Source organism: Microbulbifer regidiadema (SeqCode) (assembly GCF_052466995.1).
This window is the reverse complement of sequence record NZ_CP174297.1, coordinates 63359-80077: the sequence shown is the minus strand read 5'-3', so window position 1 is coordinate 80077 and position 16719 is coordinate 63359. Positions and strand designations below refer to the sequence as shown.

13 protein-coding genes are annotated in these 16719 nt (G+C 52.4%); 1 reads left to right on the top strand and 12 read right to left on the bottom strand.

Features of this window, described 5'->3' with window-relative positions:
• Nucleotides 1–643: 643 nt before the first annotated feature.
• The 10 genes from ACJJIK_RS00350 to cysM form a co-directional block, all read right to left on the bottom strand.
• Nucleotides 644–1774 (bottom strand): tRNA-queuosine alpha-mannosyltransferase domain-containing protein, encoded by a 1131-nt coding sequence (locus ACJJIK_RS00350; protein WP_444943870.1) that lies wholly within the window; start codon nucleotides 1772–1774, stop codon nucleotides 644–646.
• A 68-nt stretch (nucleotides 1775–1842) separates the two neighbouring features.
• Nucleotides 1843–2724: an NAD(P)-dependent oxidoreductase gene (locus ACJJIK_RS00345; RefSeq protein ID WP_444931741.1), complete on the bottom strand. Its 882-nt coding sequence runs from the start codon at nucleotides 2722–2724 to the stop codon at nucleotides 1843–1845.
• A gap of 5 nt (nucleotides 2725–2729) precedes the next feature.
• Complete coding sequence (locus ACJJIK_RS00340) at nucleotides 2730–3527, bottom strand: undecaprenyl-diphosphate phosphatase (protein ID WP_444931742.1); 798 nt, start codon at nucleotides 3525–3527, stop codon at nucleotides 2730–2732.
• A 3-nt stretch (nucleotides 3528–3530) separates the two neighbouring features.
• On the bottom strand, nucleotides 3531–4253 hold the full coding sequence (tsaB, locus tag ACJJIK_RS00335) for a tRNA (adenosine(37)-N6)-threonylcarbamoyltransferase complex dimerization subunit type 1 TsaB (protein ID WP_444943869.1): 723 nt from the start codon (nucleotides 4251–4253) through the stop codon (nucleotides 3531–3533).
• Nucleotides 4254–4406: 153 nt separating this feature from the next.
• Nucleotides 4407–5210, bottom strand: a complete 804-nt coding sequence (locus tag ACJJIK_RS00330; protein WP_444943868.1) for a hypothetical protein — start codon at nucleotides 5208–5210, stop codon at nucleotides 4407–4409.
• A gap of 266 nt (nucleotides 5211–5476) precedes the next feature.
• Nucleotides 5477–6475 carry a ferrochelatase gene (hemH, locus tag ACJJIK_RS00325; protein WP_444943867.1) on the bottom strand — a complete coding sequence of 333 codons (999 nt, stop codon included), beginning with the start codon at nucleotides 6473–6475 and terminating at the stop codon, nucleotides 5477–5479.
• Between the two features lie 168 nt (nucleotides 6476–6643).
• Nucleotides 6644–7297, bottom strand: a complete 654-nt coding sequence (adk, locus tag ACJJIK_RS00320) for an adenylate kinase (protein ID WP_444931746.1) — start codon at nucleotides 7295–7297, stop codon at nucleotides 6644–6646.
• 337 nt (nucleotides 7298–7634) lie between these two features.
• A complete protein-coding gene (mazG, locus tag ACJJIK_RS00315; RefSeq protein ID WP_444943866.1) occupies nucleotides 7635–8462 on the bottom strand; it encodes a nucleoside triphosphate pyrophosphohydrolase in 828 nt (275 codons plus the stop codon).
• A 12-nt stretch (nucleotides 8463–8474) separates the two neighbouring features.
• Nucleotides 8475–10721: a GTP diphosphokinase gene (relA, locus tag ACJJIK_RS00310; RefSeq protein ID WP_444931748.1), complete on the bottom strand. Its 2247-nt coding sequence runs from the start codon at nucleotides 10719–10721 to the stop codon at nucleotides 8475–8477.
• Between the two features lie 741 nt (nucleotides 10722–11462).
• The gene (cysM, locus tag ACJJIK_RS00305) at nucleotides 11463–12353 is read right to left on the bottom strand and encodes a cysteine synthase CysM (protein WP_444931749.1); all 891 of its coding nucleotides are present in this window, start codon (nucleotides 12351–12353) and stop codon (nucleotides 11463–11465) included.
• A 434-nt stretch (nucleotides 12354–12787) separates the two neighbouring features.
• On the opposite strand from cysM, the gene ACJJIK_RS00300 reads away from it, so the two are divergent.
• Nucleotides 12788–15565 (top strand): response regulator, encoded by a 2778-nt coding sequence (locus tag ACJJIK_RS00300; RefSeq protein ID WP_444943865.1) that lies wholly within the window; start codon nucleotides 12788–12790, stop codon nucleotides 15563–15565.
• Here the strand turns inward: ACJJIK_RS00300 and acpS are convergent.
• Together acpS and recO are read right to left on the bottom strand one after the other, a co-directional pair.
• Nucleotides 15562–15948: a holo-ACP synthase gene (acpS, locus tag ACJJIK_RS00295; protein ID WP_444943864.1), complete on the bottom strand. Its 387-nt coding sequence runs from the start codon at nucleotides 15946–15948 to the stop codon at nucleotides 15562–15564. The two genes, ACJJIK_RS00300 and acpS, sit on opposite strands and share 4 nt — an antisense overlap.
• Nucleotides 15948–16697: a DNA repair protein RecO gene (recO, locus tag ACJJIK_RS00290; RefSeq protein ID WP_444943863.1), complete on the bottom strand. Its 750-nt coding sequence runs from the start codon at nucleotides 16695–16697 to the stop codon at nucleotides 15948–15950. The genes acpS and recO overlap by 1 nt, the downstream gene beginning before the upstream one ends.
• Nucleotides 16698–16719: the final 22 nt, after the last annotated feature.

Genomic DNA, 16719 nt, shown 5'->3' with positions numbered 1-16719 from the left:
CGCACAGCCAGCATACCCCATTTACCTACACTTGGTACCACCCATAGCGCTAAGGCCCGCCATATTCCCATTATGTTTCGAGATTAAAAGTTATTAGTTTTATCTTCTTATTAAATATGAAAAATCCATTCCCAACGACACCAAGCCAAACAAGCAGTCCACGAGATCAAAAGAAGGTAAAGCAAACCACTTTGCAATCACTAAAAATCATTGCCTAATGACTTTCTACAGCCCCTAACCCCAGCCAATGATTTATCATAAAACTGACAATTCACCCTCAAGCAAGACAGTCAGAAACCATTTTGTTCAAAGCTAACAAACAGGTTAGCTATATAAAACAGGAATAGGTGAAATTGGCATTTAAATCTGGCACAGATATCGAAGAGCTTTTTAGATGGAAACACCTGACAAGACGGCCTATACAAGTAAAAAGACTGCCTATATCCAAAGCAATATAAAGTATTACACGAGAAATCTGAAAATCTTGCTGAAAACTCCGCAATATTTTTATGGGGTTTTCAGCGCAGCTCAAGCTCTGCGCTGTAGCTCTTGATACCCCCAGAGAGACTCACCAAAATACACGCCTTGACTGTAAATACTCTGCCCCCAGGGTTATGGTTGAATAACTCAAGGATTTTCCAGATCAGCTCTTAATAAGACTGACAAATTGCTCGCGGTACTTTACCCACATTGCCTCCCCGGAAAAATGGCTAAAATCGACCTGCTGTAATTTACGCCCCGCCACTAATGACTGATATAGAGACTCCAGTTTTTGTACAGCATCATCGGAACTTGAGTAGCGCAAACCTTCTGGGTAGAACTCCGGGTAGCACTGCTCATCGGGTACTATAGGTGTTGCACCGAGAATAGCCGCCTCCATTACTGCCAGTCCCTGGAATTCATGGTAAGCCGTTGATAAAAATATATGGCTATGTCGCAGTATTTGACGATAACTTTCAGTACTTTCGACAAACCCAAGCACCAATAAGTGCTCAGAGAATTCTCGTTGTATCTGCGCAAATTCAGCCGGACTATTGCGGAATGACTGTCCCATCAAATTGACAAGAAACTTAACCTTTTTGTCCTTCAAGCCCCGAAGGATATGAAGTAGTCGATCGGCTCCCTTATCATACTCCCAACGAGCGGCCCAGCTTATAATCAAAGTATCTTTACTTATATCCCTCTGCTCATTCCTCTTTGAATGGCATTTCCATAAAAACTCCTCTTCTGGAGCTGTAATATTGAATACGATATCTTCCAGTGGTACCGGAATTACCCGTGATTTTTCTTCTATCTCCGCACAAATACCTGGCGGGACACAATCAGGAAAGCGTTTCAGTAATTTTGCAGCGCCATCTATCAAAGTGCGGCGGTTGTATTCTGAGTTGAACAGCAACCGATCGCCGGCCAGAGCTGTATAGATATTAAGCAGCTGAGGTTCTACCGATCGAAAGGCGTCAGAGCTCACCGGGTAGGCAAACTGATTCTCGTGAAAATACACAATGGTGGGCACCCCCACAATCTCAGGTACCAAGCCGCGCAGAGCGCTCAGGTCTGTCATTGATGTGGTAACAATCAAGTCCCAGCCCTGCTTCAATATTTTTGCAGCGTCTCCCCTGGCCCAAGAAAGGCTATTTCCACGAATACGCCAACTGAAATAACGCGGCGGCAGGGTGAGTAGGGTCCATTGCCACTTGGGAAAAGCCGCCACCAAGCCTTTGCGCCAGCGCTTGTGGCTATCTGCATCATAAGCAGAGAGTAGTAAAACTTTCATCAAATCGTAATAAGAAAAGGATAGCGCCCGTAACCAAAGCTGATCCCGGGGCTATCTTATAGAAGGGACTAGTTGAAGGGGCGCACATTCATTAAACGTGCAAACAAGCTGGAGGTATCCCAGCGCGAACCACCGATCGCTTGAACTTCACTGTAAAATTGATCGACGAGGGCCGTAACTGGCAGCAGAGCCCCGTTGTGTTGCGCCTCCTCTAATACGATCGACAAATCCTTGCGCATCCAATCCACAGCAAAGCCGTGGTCGTACTCTCCAGCTAGCATGGTTTTCGAGCGATTTTCCATCTGCCAGCTCTGCGCTGCCCCTTTGGAGATTACATCGACGACTTGCTCTGCATCCAAGCCAGCCGCTTTCGCAAAATGCAATCCCTCAGCGAGCCCCTGGACAACCCCGGCTATACAGATTTGATTAACCATCTTGCATAGCTGGCCAGCACCTACAGGCCCCATCAGGCTTATCGCCCGCGCATAGCTCTCAATCAGTGGCAGCACCTTGTCGAAGCTTGCCTGCTCTCCACCAACCATAACCGTTAAAACACCGTTTTCCGCGCCAGCCTGACCTCCGGAGACAGGTGCATCCAGGAAGGCGAGGCCCTTTTCATCGGCAGCAGCTGCCAGTTCGCGGGCGACATTTGCAGAAGCTGTTGTATGGTCTACCAGCAGAGTTCCTTTTGTCATGGTGGCGAAAGCACCCTGCTCTCCTGCTACGACCTGGCGAAGATCATTATCATTACCAACACAGACAAAAACGACCTCTGCCCCTTTTGCCGCTTCCGCAGGTGTTGAAAAGCTCTCACCATCATATTCTTGTAGCCATTGATCCGCGCGGCTGACCGTGCGATTGTAAATTCGCACCATATGACCCGCACTGGAAAGGTGACCTGCCATGGGGTATCCCATTACCCCCAAGCCAATAAATGCCACTGTTGCCATTTTCTCTACCCCCATATCATCCAAATAAGCACCACACCGAGAGCCAGGCGATAAATCGCAAAAGGTGCCATCCCAATGCGGCTAATAAATTGTAGGAAAAAGTGAATACACAAATAAGCGCTAATACACGATAAAACTGTGCCCAGCAGCAGATCATTCCACGGCACGCTTTCATGAGCAAGCAACTCAAATGTCAACAAAATAGCACTGAGCGTGATAACCGGAATAGACATTAGGAATGAAAAGCGTGCAGCAGCTTCCCGCTTCATTCCGAGCATTAAGCCCGCAGTCATTGTAATGCCGGAGCGGGAAGTACCAGGAATTAGGGCCAGCACTTGCGACAAACCGATCAAGAGGGCCTTCTTCCAGTTTAACTGGGCGAGAGACTCCACTCTGCGCCCCTTCACATCTGCCCACCACAGTAAAATACCAAAACCAATAGTGGTTATTGCGATAACCCCTGCGGAGCGCAAGTGAGTTTCAATAAAGCCCTTAAATAGCAACCCAATCAGCCCCACAGGAATTGTGGCGAGAACAATCAGCCAGGCCAACCGCCCTTCATCACTAAACTGCCTATCCGTAAAACCACCAAGGCCATCCCTAAGCAGCACCCAAATATCTTTGCGAAAATAGAATACTACTGCCAATAAAGAGCCAAAATGAACAGCCACATCGAAAGCCAGGCCCTGATCTTGCCAACCCAATATCTCGGAGGGCAAGATCAAATGCGCAGAACTGGAAATGGGAAGGAATTCTGTCAATCCCTGAATCAGGGACAGTATTACTATCTGAAATGTTTCCATGTGCTATTGAGAGCGAATTTTCTGTCGTTTTTTCCAAGTGACTTCATTGCGCAAATAAACAGGCTCAAGCGCTTCAGCGGTGACGGTTTTACCCTGTTCCCACAATGGAGCTGCCAGTTGCACAATATCCCGAGCGTGAATAAGGCTGCCCTGATCAACCGATACCAACGGCGCCGCCGCAAAGGCCTCGTAGTGTAACCCCGGGCCCGCAGCATAAAGCGGAGTAGAAATATCTGATTGCTCTAGAGACAACAGAACCTCTTCTGGGTTCTGTACAGCTTCCGGTATCAAGCTGTCGCAGGGTGACTCAGAGGAGTAGACCCCCCAATAAACTTGCTGCATACGGGCATCCAGCATCGCCACCACAGGAGACTGCCCCCATTCCGGATGTGCGCGTCGAGCTCCAAGGGCGAGAGCGGCGAGACTGGAAACCGGTATAACCGGCAGGTCGCAGGCATAGGCCAACCCCTGCACGCTACTAATTGCAATACGGAGGCCGGTAAATGACCCCGGCCCTCGACTGACGGCAAGAGCATCCAAATCTGCCAGTTTTATGCCAGCTTCTGCGAGGACTTCATCCACCATAGGCAAAAGGCGACGGGTATGGTCACGCTCTGCTTGCACAAAGCGTTCGATCAACTGTCCATCAGACATGAGAGCCACTGAACAGGCTCCCGAAGTTGTATCCAGGGCAAGTATTTTCACAGCGTTCTTAAACCTGGTCATTAAAAGGGGGGGAATTGTGGCACGGGAGCAGAGGCGAGTCATGCCCAATATCGCAATCCACAACTAAAAAACCCCGGTACTAACCGGGGCTTCTAAAGAGAGAGCTTCGATTCACGACTGCGGGCCCCTCTGTGTAACTCTAGATGAGTTTCTTCAAGTGGCCTTCTTCGGTGGGCGACCTCGCCGGGCGGTACCCGCTTTCGGTGGGCGACCACGGCGGGCTGGTGCCTTCTTGGTAGCCGCTGCTGCGACAGCTTTCTTGGGGCGCCCGGCTCTTTTTGCCGGCTTAGCCTCTGCATCAGCCTTCTTTGGCCGCCCAGCTTTCTTCGCTGTGGTTTCGGCAACCTTTTTAGGGCGACCGGGCTTTTTCGCTGTAGGGACCTCGGCTGCGGGTTTCTTCTTGGCCTTTTTAGCCTTCTGGGCTTCAGCTTTTAATTTGGCTTTAGCCTTCTTCTCTAAATCTTTGACTTTAGCCGCAGCTTTCTTTGCCGCCGCTTTTACCTTGGCTTCGGCCTTCTTCTCAGCGGCCTTCAGTTTCTTGGCATGTGCCTTTTCTTTGGTTTTCACCCAGCGCGCTTCAAACGCCTTGAGAGCGGCAGCCAACTCTTTATCCGCTTTACTGGAGAGACTCTCGGAGAGACTTTCCACCTTTTCTTTTGCGGCCGCCTCAGCCAAACGTACGGCATCCATCGCCTTAGCTTTGGCGAGCCCCATCTTTGCCTCTGACAGCTTGGCACGCAAATCCTTTGCTTTGCTATTGGCATTGGCCAGCGAGGTTTTCGCTGTGGCTGAATTGCTTTTCTGTGCTCGCGCTTTTGCTTTAGCGACACGATCCATTTGCGCATCCAGCGAACTAGTCGCTGAATCTACCGCTTTCTGCGCTTTTGCGACCGCTGGCGACTCCTCGGTCGCACTAGCTGCGCGCTTCGCGCGTGTACCCTTTTTTACTCTTGCCATCCCTTGTCTCCTCGCTGAAAGAAGAAGTACATCCAAAAGTGTGCCAGCAGCATTGCTTTTTAGCTATCAAATAAAAACTGCAACCGGTTGTTTTTATTACTTATGCAGAGTGCCGCACCGCCTATTTCGATACAACTTTATCAAAGTTAATAAAAATACCCGGCATTGCAAGTAAAAAAGCGGAAAATGAGAAGCTTTTTATAAAAAAAGTATCTTTTTCTTATCAATTTCCGCTTTTGGGTCCCGTTTTAGCACTTTGGTAGAAATTATTTTGTCCCAGCGAGCTTAGCTTGCACAACTCCCGCAAGCGCCGTTATATGATCTTCGCGTAAATTTAATGCGGGAATATACCGGTAATCATTGCCTCCCGCCTCAATAAAGTTAGCGCGATTCTCTACCGAAATTTCTTCCAGGGTTTCCAGACAATCGGCAGAAAAAGCCGGACAAATTACATCGACACTGCTAACTCCAGAGCTGCCCCACTCAATCAGAGTCTTATCGGTGTAGGGCTGTAACCACTCCGCCTTGCCAAAACGCGACTGGAAAGTAACTTGCCACTTATCCCGCTCAATTTGCAACTCTTGCGCTAGCAGTTGCGCGGTCTCCATACAGTGGCGGTAATAGGGATCGCCCTTGTTGACATTGGCTTTGGGGATGCCGTGAAATGAGAGTAACAGCTTTTCTGCTGGCCCGACTTTTTGCCAGTGCTCTCTCACTGAATTGGCCAGGGATTTTATATAAAGCGGATTTTGATAATAATCTCGAATCAGGGAGATATCCGGAATATCGCGACTATTGCGAAAAATCTGCGCCACCTGATCATAAATGGCTGCGGTTGTGGTCGCCGAATACTGGGGGTATAGAGGAAGAACCACAAAAGATTCAAAGCCCTTCTCGCGCAGGGCTGCTATCGTCTTGTCGAGCCGGGGCTCGCCATAAGTCATGGCATATTCAACCGCGACATCATAGCCCTGTGCCTGAAAATGCTTCTGTAACAGCTCTGCTTGCTGCTGCGTGTAGTAAAGAAGTGGTGACCCTTCCACTTTTGCTTCATCAGCACTCCCATTCCATATCTCCTTGTATGCCGGCGCAATACGTTGCGGGCGAAAAGGCAACACCAAGCAGTTCAAAATGGTCAACCAGATGGGTCTCGGTATCTCGACAACCCGAGGGTCTGAAAGGAATTCCCGTAAAAAACTTCTCACCGCCGAAGGTGTGGGCTCAGCAGGGGTGCCCAAATTCATCAAAACTATCGCCGTAGACATAAACCGTCCCGTTAAAATCTTATCCCTTCAAGAAGGCCTGCCAGCTATTAGGCAGCTAAGAGCGCATACTGCCAGAGCAGCGCCGTTGCGATCAACTCGCCCCCAATTGCTACAGAAGATACAAAAAAGCCCCCAAATGGGGGCTTTTGAAAAGCATTACTGGCGATCTCAGCTGAGAGCTTCCAATACCTTCTCGCGAATCTCATCCATGTTGCCAACCCCCATTACCTTGCTGTACTTAGGAGCCGCCTCAGGAGAGCGCGCTTGCAGCTCGCGGTAGTAACCCACCAGCGGTGCAGTCTGCTCGTGATAGACCGCCAAACGGTTGCGTACGGTCTCTTCCGTGTCATCGGTACGCTGAATCAGAGCCTCACCAGTCACATCATCGACACCCTCAGTCTTGGGCGGATTGTAAACCACATGGTAGACACGGCCGGAGTTTTCGTGAACTCGGCGACCGGAAAGGCGCTTTACGATTTCTTCATCGTCGACAGCGATTTCCAGAACGTGGTCAATGTGGACATCGGCTTCCAGCAGGGCTTCGGCCTGGGGAATAGTGCGAGGGAAACCATCGAACAGGAAACCTTTTGCACAGTCTTCCTGGGCGATACGCTCTTTAACCAGCGCAATGATCAGGTCGTCAGAAACCAGTTTTCCTGCGTCCATAACATCCTTGGCCTGTAGGCCAAGAGGGGTACCCGCCTTCACCGCAGCGCGAAGCATATCGCCGGTGGAGATCTGCGGAATGCCGAACTTCTCTGTTATGAATTGAGCCTGAGTGCCCTTGCCGGCCCCCGGCGCGCCCAAGAGAATAATTCGCATGTTCAGTAAGCCTCCAATACTTTCGACGAACCAAAAGCCGCCGCGCTAAAAGAGCGCTACCTTACACTCAGACCTCAGATTGGGCAAGATTGCCACCGGTACTCCCTGCACTGATACAAACCAGGGAGCCTCCGAACAATTCCGCAATATCTCTGCGGGCCTTGCCGGCGGTAGATGTTAGGCGCAGCTCGCCGCGAATGGCCGCGCCCTTTGCCGAAGCTGCAACACACTTCAGGGCCCACCCTATGGGGCTTTGCAGAGCGATTCACACTCTGCGCATCGCTGGGTGGTTCAGAGGCGCCCGGGAAGTGACGCCATGGATGGGCTCGCCAAGCCTTTAGCTTTCCGCCCCGGGGGGACGCTGCCCCTTGGCCATATCCCAAAGTCGATTCAATTCTTCCAGCGTCGCCTCTGACACCTGCCGCCCTTCACCCTGCAAGCGGGCCTCAACAAAGCCAAAACGCTGCTCAAACTTCCTACTACTGCCCCGCAGAGCAGCCTCTGGGTCAACCTTCAAGTGCCGGGATGTATTCACACAGGAAAACAGCAAGTCTCCCAACTCCTCCTTTGCGTGCTCAGTATCCCCTCTCGCCAGGGCTTCCCTCAGCTCGGCAACCTCCTCTTCTATCTTATCGAGGGTACCGGCGATATCGGGCCAGTCAAAACCGACTCGAGCGGCGCGCTTCTGCAATTTGGCTGCACGCGTCAATGCGGGCAGCCCTGTCGCGACCCCTGCCAGAGTGCCGGAATCTCCCTTAGCTGTGCGCTCAGCCTGTTTAATCGCCTCCCAGTTCCGCTTTACTTCGGCTTCATCCAGAGCCCCAGCAGAGCGACTGCCGTACAGGGTTCCACTGGGGAAGACATGGGGATGCCTGCGCACTAACTTGCGCACCAGAGTGTCGACAATCTGGGAGAAATCAAAATAGCCTTTCTCGCACCCTAGCTGAGCATAAAAAATAACCTGGAAGAGAAGGTCCCCAAGCTCTTCGTGCAGATGCTCAAAGTCCTCCTGTTCAATAGCCTCTGCAACTTCGTAGGCCTCTTCAATCGTCGAGGGAACTATACTGGCAAAGTCCTGTTTCAGATCCCAAGGGCAACCGCCATCGGGGTTGCGCAGTTGAGCCATCAGGTGGAGTAGGTCCTCCACAGAGTAATTCTGTTCCACTTTTTTCCCTATTCAGCGCAAAATTCGCCGCTTTGCCGATGCTACATTGGGAAGTTGATTAATCCGGTGTAACACCTGGCTTAACTCTTCAAAGTTGTGAATCTCAGCGGTCACAATCATTTCTACCGTATGCTTATTCTTATTAGAGCGGGTTTGCATAGCGGTAATATTAATTTTCTGGCTATCCAGCATCACGGTGACATCCCGCAACAACCCCTGGCGATCGTAGGCTTCGATCACAATTTCAACCGCATAGAGTTCACGGGGCTTCTCTGCCCAACTGACCTGAAGCACTCTTTCAGACTCTTCAACCTGCATGCGCAGCATATTTGCGCAGTCTTTGCGGTGAATAGAGACTCCGCGCCCCAGGGTGATATAGCCCATAATTTCATCGCCCGGAACCGGATTACAGCAACCGGCAATATGGGTGAGTAAATTCCCCACACCGTCGATATAGACATCTGCCTTGCCCTCCCCCCGGGCAACTGGGGCCGTCAGCGATGGCACCCGGGGGACATTGTCTACCTTCACCATCCGCTGGGCAGCATTGAGCACCTGCCCCACGCCGATATCACCGGCACCCACCGCTGCGTAGAGGTCCTCCAGTGAGTGCATATTGAGCTTGGCCGCCAACTTCTCAAAATCGAAGTCATTCAGCGCGAGCTGCTTAAACTCCCTATCCAGTATGCTGCGCCCATCGGCGATATTCTGGTCCCGCGCCTGCTGTTTAAACCAGTGGATAATCTTGGCTCTGGCGCGGGAGGTCGTAATATAGGCCATACCCGAGGAGAGCCAATCGCGGCTGGGAGCTTCGAGTTTCCCCGTCAAGATCTCCACCTGATTGGCGGTTTCCAGCTGATAGTTGAGCGGCACTATTCTTCCATCTACTTTAGCCCCACGGCAGCGGTGGCCAATTTCCGTATGAATTTTGTAGGCAAAATCTAATGGTGTTGCCCCCCGAGGCAGATCGACAACGTGGCCTCCCGGGGTAAATACATAGATGCGAGAATCCGCTTCGCTGGAGCGCAGATCATCTTGCAGGGGATTCCCCCCCACCTCTTCATGCCAATCGAGCACCTGCCGCAACCAGGATATCTTTTGCTCGTAGCTATCTTTATTTTCGCTCTTGAGGTCGGTGCCCTTGTAGCGCCAGTGAGCACAAACACCGTACTCCGCCTCCTCGTGCATGGCGAAAGTTCGAATCTGGACCTCGAGCACCTTGCGCTCAGGGCCGATCACTGCCGTGTGCAGTGAGCGGTAGCCGTTTTCTTTGGGCGAGGCGATATAATCGTCAAATTCATTGGGTATATTGCGCCAGAGGTTGTGCACTATCCCCAAAACGGCATAGCAATCCCTTACCGTGGGAACAAGAATACGCACCGCACGGATATCATAGACTTGGGAAAAGCCAATATTTTTGCGGCGCATTTTCCGCCAGATACTGTAGATATGCTTCGCCCGCCCGTAGACATCCCCCTCTATATGAGCGCGTTCAAGCTCGGAGCGCAATAACTCCAGTACCTCGTCAATATACTGCTGCCGAGCCAGTCTTTTCTCATCCAGCAAACGGGCAATTTGCTTGTAATCTTCAGGCTCAAGGTAGCGAAATGACAGGTCCTCCAGCTCCCACTTGATATGGCCAATACCCAGGCGGTGGGCAAGGGGCGCATAAACATCGGCCACTTCCCGGGCAACTCTCTGGCGCTTTGTCGGCTCCGAGTTTTTAGCCGCGCGAATCGCACAGGTGCGCTCGGCAAGCTTGATCAGGGCCACGCGCACATCGTCGACTAATGCCACCAGCATGCGTCGGATATTCTCCGAGTGCTCTTCTACAGCACCGCTGGTATTTTCTTCGCTGGTATCCGCACTGCGACTGCGGATTGCCGCCATACGCAAAACACCGCCGATCAACTTGGCGACACGTTCACCAAATTCTTTTTCCACAGTGGTTAGCGATAGGCGTTTTTCGCGCACAGCCCGGTACAAGACTGCTGCAACAAGAGCCTCTGAGTCGATCTGTAAGTCGGCGAGTATCTCAGCCATCTCCAGGCCGGTGGCAAAACTGCTCGCCCCCTCTGCCCAGATATTTTCCGCCTCAATAGCGCGCTGCTCTGCCTCTGCACTCACCTCAGCTGCGTGTCGCAAAGTCACGATTGCAGAGCCGTCCAGGCCCGCAAGTTTCTGTACGTGGCGCAACCAGGATTCAAGGTCGAGTTCACCTTCGCCACCGAAGGAGTGGTGTTTTCTTACTTGAACCATCTTTTAACAGGAGTCATCTGTGTTATTGGCATAATTTTATCGTCACTTGGCCATAGCAACAGGTTAATTCAGTATTCGTACCGATTTAAGGAGCCTCTATCATAGGTTTGTACTCACCAAAGTCCATGATTTTCTATAGGCATTTCCGTAAGCTGCGCGAAATTCAGCAGTTTTTTGTACCAGTTCGAACAAGAGGGTATAAGTCTTGCACAGCTTGTTGAGCTTTTGACCAGAGAGTAGAGCGGTAAAATCGATATCTACGGGAAAGTAAAGCGGTGCTGAACGGTAATCCAAGGTTCTCAATAGGCCACTGCTGCCTCTCGAGGGTGCCCCAGGGAAATCAATATGGAGCTTTACCGAACTTTACACACCACACACTTTTTGTAGTAGGCGGAATTTTTTTAACAATAATTAAAAATAACGAATAGAAAATTCGCTACACCAAAGCAAAACCAGAAAAAACAATCGAGAATTATTTGAAAAAACCAAAAAAATAGCTGGCCTGGAGCTTTTCTGCGAGCGTAAATATCCCGTCCAACTCCGAATATAAGGAAGGGTTACCCGCAGAAAACTCCATAGCGCAATTCGAGCGTAAAAATATAAGGGCCCCTGAAAACCGCTCTGTAAAGTTGCCCCCCCTGAAGAAATTCTGGCTATTTACAGCGGGCCGCACCCAACTTTTTAAGCCATCGAGATCCGCAGGGGTATAGCGGAATTATTCAGAGGCCTCAAGGGTTATTTTTAGCTGGCAAACAGCCCCGAAGATAAATAGCGGTCACCTCGGTCACAGACAATTGCAACAATCGTCGCATTCTCTAACTGCGCGGACAATCTCAAAGCACCGGCTACCGCCCCTCCAGAAGAAACACCGCAAAAAATGCCCTCTTCTTTCGCCAATCTGCGGGTCATCTCTTCGGCTTCCCGCTGCCCCATATCCATGACCATATCCACCTGCTCGGGAACAAAAATCTTTGGCAAGTAGGCCTCTGGCCAACGGCGAATCCCCGGAATACTGGAACCTTCGGTTGGTTGCAATCCAACAATTTGGATCTCGGGGTTTTGCGCTTTCAAATAACGCCCGCACCCCATAATTGTACCGGTTGTCCCCATTGAAGAGACAAAATGAGTCACTTTTCCAGCGGTCTGCTGCCAGATTTCCGGCCCAGTTCCCTCAAAATGCGCCAGGGGGTTATCGGTATTGGCAAACTGGTTAAGCACCAAGCCTTTTTTATCCTCCTGCATTTGCAGGGCCAGGTCCCGCGCCCCTTCCATACCCTCTTCAGCGCTCACCAGAATCAATTCTGCCCCATAGGCCGTCATTGAAGCCTTGCGCTCTTCGGTGGCGCTATCGGGCATAATCAAAATCATTTGATAGCCCTTGATTGCCGCCGCCATTGCCAGGGCAATCCCCGTATTGCCACTGGTCGCTTCGATCAGGGTATCTCCCGGCGCAATATAACCCGCAGCTTCCGCGTGGTTAATCATCGAGAGTGCCGGGCGATCTTTTACCGAACCTGCGGGGTTATTGCCTTCCAGCTTGAGCAAAACCGTATTGCTGGTATCACCGGGCAGGCGCTGCAACTTAACCAGCGGTGTATTGCCTACACAGTCAGCAATTGTTGGATAATCCATAATGCAATAAATTCCAGAAAAATCTTGCGGGAGACAAGTGTACAGCAAGCGCAACCGTGCACTAAATACCCTCTACTTTGCTCCACATCCCCTCCAGTTATTAAGGACCTTGAGCAACCCCGCAATATCTCTGCAGGACTTGCAGAGCGATTCACACACGGTATTGCGGCTTCTTGAAGTGACTAGGCATTCCTACGAATGCCACTAGATTGAGAACAACCTGCTGTCTAAGCCACTTCACCCCGCTCACTCACTATCCCAGCCTCTGAAATCAGCAAATTGAGACAAAAAGAGGCCGTATCTGTTGAGTGAAGGAGTGCGTTCAGATGTACATAGCGGTAAAATGAAGGGAAAATAATCCTACAAGGCCCCTTTTTACCATGGCCAAAGGCAACCCTATCCTCTCAATCGAGGAACCAGAGCAACCTAGATCCTTGCGAACCCTGGTATTCCGCCTCACCGTAGCACCCGCACTAATCCTGTCTCTGCTTCTCGCTTTCGTGTTTACCCTGCAACAAATGCACGATCGCCGCCAACTGCTGTTGAGTCACGGGCGAGCCAGTGCCGAGCAGCTGGCCGAATTAATAGAAATGAGTGGCGGCCATCCGGCTGAGTTGCGTATGGAATGGCTGCGCAAAAGCCTACTGGCACTTATGCTGGAAAAGGATATGGTCAGATCCGTGCATATCTATTCCACCGAATCCAGTACCAAGCGCGCCCTCAACCCCGGCACCGGGCTCAGCTTGCTAGCCAGTGCCGGCCCACACCCCCGCACCCCGGTCAACAAAGATCTACTCAAGCAGCGCGAATCCTTTATCTTCGAAGATGACGAGACTCTTCAAGTCCTACAGCCGCTGAAGGGGGATATCACCACCTGCTGGATCAGCATCGAGCTACATCGCCCCTACTTCCTGGTGGGCACCTACCAGGTTTTACTGGTGGGCCTGGTGGGGTTGATTCTCTGTACCCTGGCCGCGCTGGCCTGGTCTGTCATTATGTCCGAACGCTTTGCCCACAGCCTGATAAGAATGGGACGTACGCTGGAAGCCATTGGGCGGGGGGAGTTTGATCGACGCACCCATGAGACAGAGAACCGGGAGCTGGCGCAGCTGGGAAATCAAATTAATGAAATGGCTGAAAGCCTGTCCAATTACCAGCAGGAATACAAAGCGAACTTGTCGCAGTCCATGGATGACCTGCGCCAATCCCTGGACAGTATGGAGGAGCAGAATATTGAATTGGACCTGGCACGCAAGCGCGCCCAGGAGGTGAGCCGGATTAAATCGACCTTCCTCGCCAATACCAGCCATGAAATTCGCACGCCGCTAAATGGCATTATCGGTTTTACCAACCTATTGCTAAAAACGGGTATTGATGAGTTGCAGCAGGATTACCTGCAAACCATTTTGCGCTCATCAGAAAATCTGTTGACCACCATCAACGACATCCTGGATTTTTCCCGTATCGAATCCGGCAACTTGGTCCTCGACCATATCCCTATGGACCTGGGGCTACTGCTTGAAGAGACATTGCAAATACTGGCTCCAAACGCCTATGAGCACCACTTGGAGCTGGTGCCCTTAATCGACCCCCAACTCCCCCCAACCCTGATTGGGGACCCACTGCGAATCAAGCAAGTACTGACAAACCTGATAGGTAATGCGGTGCGCAGCTCGGAAAATGGCAATATTCCCGTGCGCCTGTCGGTACAGAGCAGCAAGGATTCCGAACTGGTCCTGCGTATTTCCGTTACCGGGTTGGGCAACCGGATTGATGAGGCCGGCCGCCGGGAAATCCAGAGGGTTCTCACCAGTAAGTCCCCGCAGCTCACCCAGCAAATCAGCGCAAATGGTCTGGGCATGTCTATTGCTCGCAGCCTGGTTGAAAGGATGGGCGGCTGTACCGGTATCGAGGAAACTGCCAGTGACAGCAGCACCTGCTGGGTACAAATTTCCCTCCAGGCCGAGCGCAACCGCGGTATATACCCGCGCACTCAGTACCCAGGCTGCCGAATACTCGTTGCAGATCCCAACCCGACCACACGCGCCCAAGTGGCACAACTGCTCAGCCAGTGGAAAGTGGAACCCATCGAACTGGGGGATACCGATACCCTACAACCGGCAATTGAACAAATGTGGCGGCACGATGCCCTGCCCGACGCGGTTATTATCGATACTGCGGCGGCAAAGGGGGACTTCGACAGTTTCAGTAGCCAAGTGCAGTCACTGGTTGATGCCTATCAGTGCCGCGTCATCGTGCTCGGCCCACCGGCGGAATTGCGGCGCTGCTATGATCAGCTGCGCACCCGCACCCTCACCTTCCTCAGCAAACCGGTCACTCGCGACAATTTGCTGCGCTCACTCAAAAGGGCTGTCCCCCAGCAGGGACAACAGCGAGTTAGCAGTGGGGTGCAGGCCCTTCCATGGCCGGCCCCGCCACGCGTACTGGCTGTGGATGACCACGCTGCAAACCGCCGACTGGTCGGTGAACTCCTGCGCTCCCAGGATGTAGAAGTGGTTATTGCCGCCAGTGGCGAGGAGGCCCTACAGCACTGGCAGCAGGGGGCCTTCGACTTGGTGTTTATGGACATTCAAATGCCCGAAATGGATGGTATCGAAGCGACCCGCCTGATTCGCGAGCAAGAGACTGACCATCGCACCCCAATCATTGCTCTCACCGCTCACGCCGGTGCCGAAGAGAAAGCCCGCCTGCTATCCGCCGGGCTGGATGACTACTTGAGCAAACCTGTCAGCGAAGCCCAGCTCTCCCACATGATCAAACGCTGGCTCAAGATCATCACCCCTCAGGCTGTAGAGAAAGTTAAGCTCAAAGAGGTGCGCCTGGTAGATATCAGTGAGTGCCTGACCCTGGCCAATGGCGATGCCAAGCTGGCCAGGGATATGCTGCGCATGCTTATCGACGGGCTCAGCTCAGATGAGGTAGAGCTTGAGCGACTGCACAATCTCGGCGACTACAAGGGGATGTTCGAGCTCACCCACCGTATGCATGGGGGCTGCTGCTACTGTGGCGTCTCCCGCTTGAGGGAGTCCACCTGTGTTTTACAGGAGACGTTGCGCACTATTCAGGGCTCTGACAGCCAGGATTTTGACCAGCGCAAACTCAATGCCGTTCTCAGAGAGATACGGGCCCTAAGGGAGTGGGCTTCAGAGCAGGACCTGGATGCGCTGTTCGGCTTGGAAGTGGTCGCCTAGTGGGATTCAAATAGCACAAATGCCAAGGCGGAGTCTTTTTCATCGGACAGGCTGAGGTGAATCCTGTCTACACCAAGTGCTCCAGCCCGCTCTTTAGCTGCGCCCGCCAGGACAACCTGCGGCGCGGCTCCTTTGCGCCGACGGACATCAATATCCTGCCAGGAAACCCCCTCACCAATCCCGGTGCCCAGGGCCTTCGCAACCGCCTCCTTTGCGGCAAAGCGCTTGCACAAGTACGCAGCCCGGGTGGCCTCAGCCATGGCATAGAAGTCCTCCCGCTCGCCTGCGCTGAGAACACGCTCGACAAAGCGATCGCCAAAGCGCTGCCACACCGTCTCGATCCGGCGGTAATTACAGATATCCGTACCAATACTTACAATCATTATTTTCCGTACACCTGTCGAAATAGCTCGCGACTTTGCAAGGGCTTGTCCCCCAGCACCCCGCGCAGCAGCAGGCGCGTTAAGCGCTTCGCTGGCGCCAACGCAGTATCCGCCCAGCCCCCTCCATTCATAGCCCTGTCCATACCCAGCAATTCCACACCAGAGAAATCCGCCTCTCCCAGATGCGCTCCACCAGAGCGATGCACAGGGATTAAACCCCGCTCAACATCCAGGTGATAAACGCCCTGCTCAGTTACCGCCACGTCTTGTGGAGTGCAAGTATTGAGAGATGGACAGTTACCGAGTTCCAGTAATAGCCGCAACTCAAAGCGGCGCAGCGGGCCCTCCAGCTCAAGGTTGGAGAGCCCTTCCAACTGGGAGAGCGAGTCCAGCAGGTTTTGATAGGCTGCGAACAATGTGTAGTGCGCCTCCCCTTCGGGAAGCAGTCTTACCATCAGCTCGTTGGCATAGAGACCGGCATAGACCGCTCGTCCTTTGAGCCAAAGTGGCACTCCCACATTTTCAACCGGGCCGAGCGTCTTGAGCGAACCCGCCCCCATCAGGGTGACAAGTAGCGGAGTAAAAGGCTGCAACGCCTGTTGGCGGCGCTGCTTGTCGCGGCGGGCCCCACGGGCGACACAGCCCAAGCGACCGTAATCGGGCGTGAAAAGCTCCAGAATCAAACTGGAGTCTTTATAGGGGCGCGAATGCAGGATATACGCGGGCTGGGGCGGTTGTGGGCTTTTCATAGTGCCAGGGGAAAACGGCCCC

What these genes read in the sequence shown, in the direction of transcription:
- ACJJIK_RS00350 (WP_444943870.1), bottom strand. Translation starts at nt 1,774, where the DNA reads ATGAAAGTTTTACTACTCTCTGCTTATGATGCAGATAGCCACAAGCGC.
- ACJJIK_RS00345 (WP_444931741.1), bottom strand. Translation starts at nt 2,724, where the DNA reads ATGGCAACAGTGGCATTTATTGGCTTGGGGGTAATGGGATACCCCATG.
- ACJJIK_RS00340 (WP_444931742.1), bottom strand. Translation starts at nt 3,527, where the DNA reads ATGGAAACATTTCAGATAGTAATACTGTCCCTGATTCAGGGATTGACA.
- tsaB (WP_444943869.1), bottom strand. Translation starts at nt 4,253, where the DNA reads ATGACCAGGTTTAAGAACGCTGTGAAAATACTTGCCCTGGATACAACT.
- ACJJIK_RS00330 (WP_444943868.1), bottom strand. Translation starts at nt 5,210, where the DNA reads ATGGCAAGAGTAAAAAAGGGTACACGCGCGAAGCGCGCAGCTAGTGCG.
- hemH (WP_444943867.1), bottom strand. Translation starts at nt 6,475, where the DNA reads ATGTCTACGGCGATAGTTTTGATGAATTTGGGCACCCCTGCTGAGCCC.
- adk (WP_444931746.1), bottom strand. Translation starts at nt 7,297, where the DNA reads ATGCGAATTATTCTCTTGGGCGCGCCGGGGGCCGGCAAGGGCACTCAG.
- relA (WP_444931748.1), bottom strand. Translation starts at nt 10,721, where the DNA reads ATGGTTCAAGTAAGAAAACACCACTCCTTCGGTGGCGAAGGTGAACTC.
- cysM (WP_444931749.1), bottom strand. Translation starts at nt 12,353, where the DNA reads ATGGATTATCCAACAATTGCTGACTGTGTAGGCAATACACCGCTGGTT.
- acpS (WP_444943864.1), bottom strand. Translation starts at nt 15,948, where the DNA reads ATGATTGTAAGTATTGGTACGGATATCTGTAATTACCGCCGGATCGAG.
- recO (WP_444943863.1), bottom strand. Translation starts at nt 16,697, where the DNA reads ATGAAAAGCCCACAACCGCCCCAGCCCGCGTATATCCTGCATTCGCGC.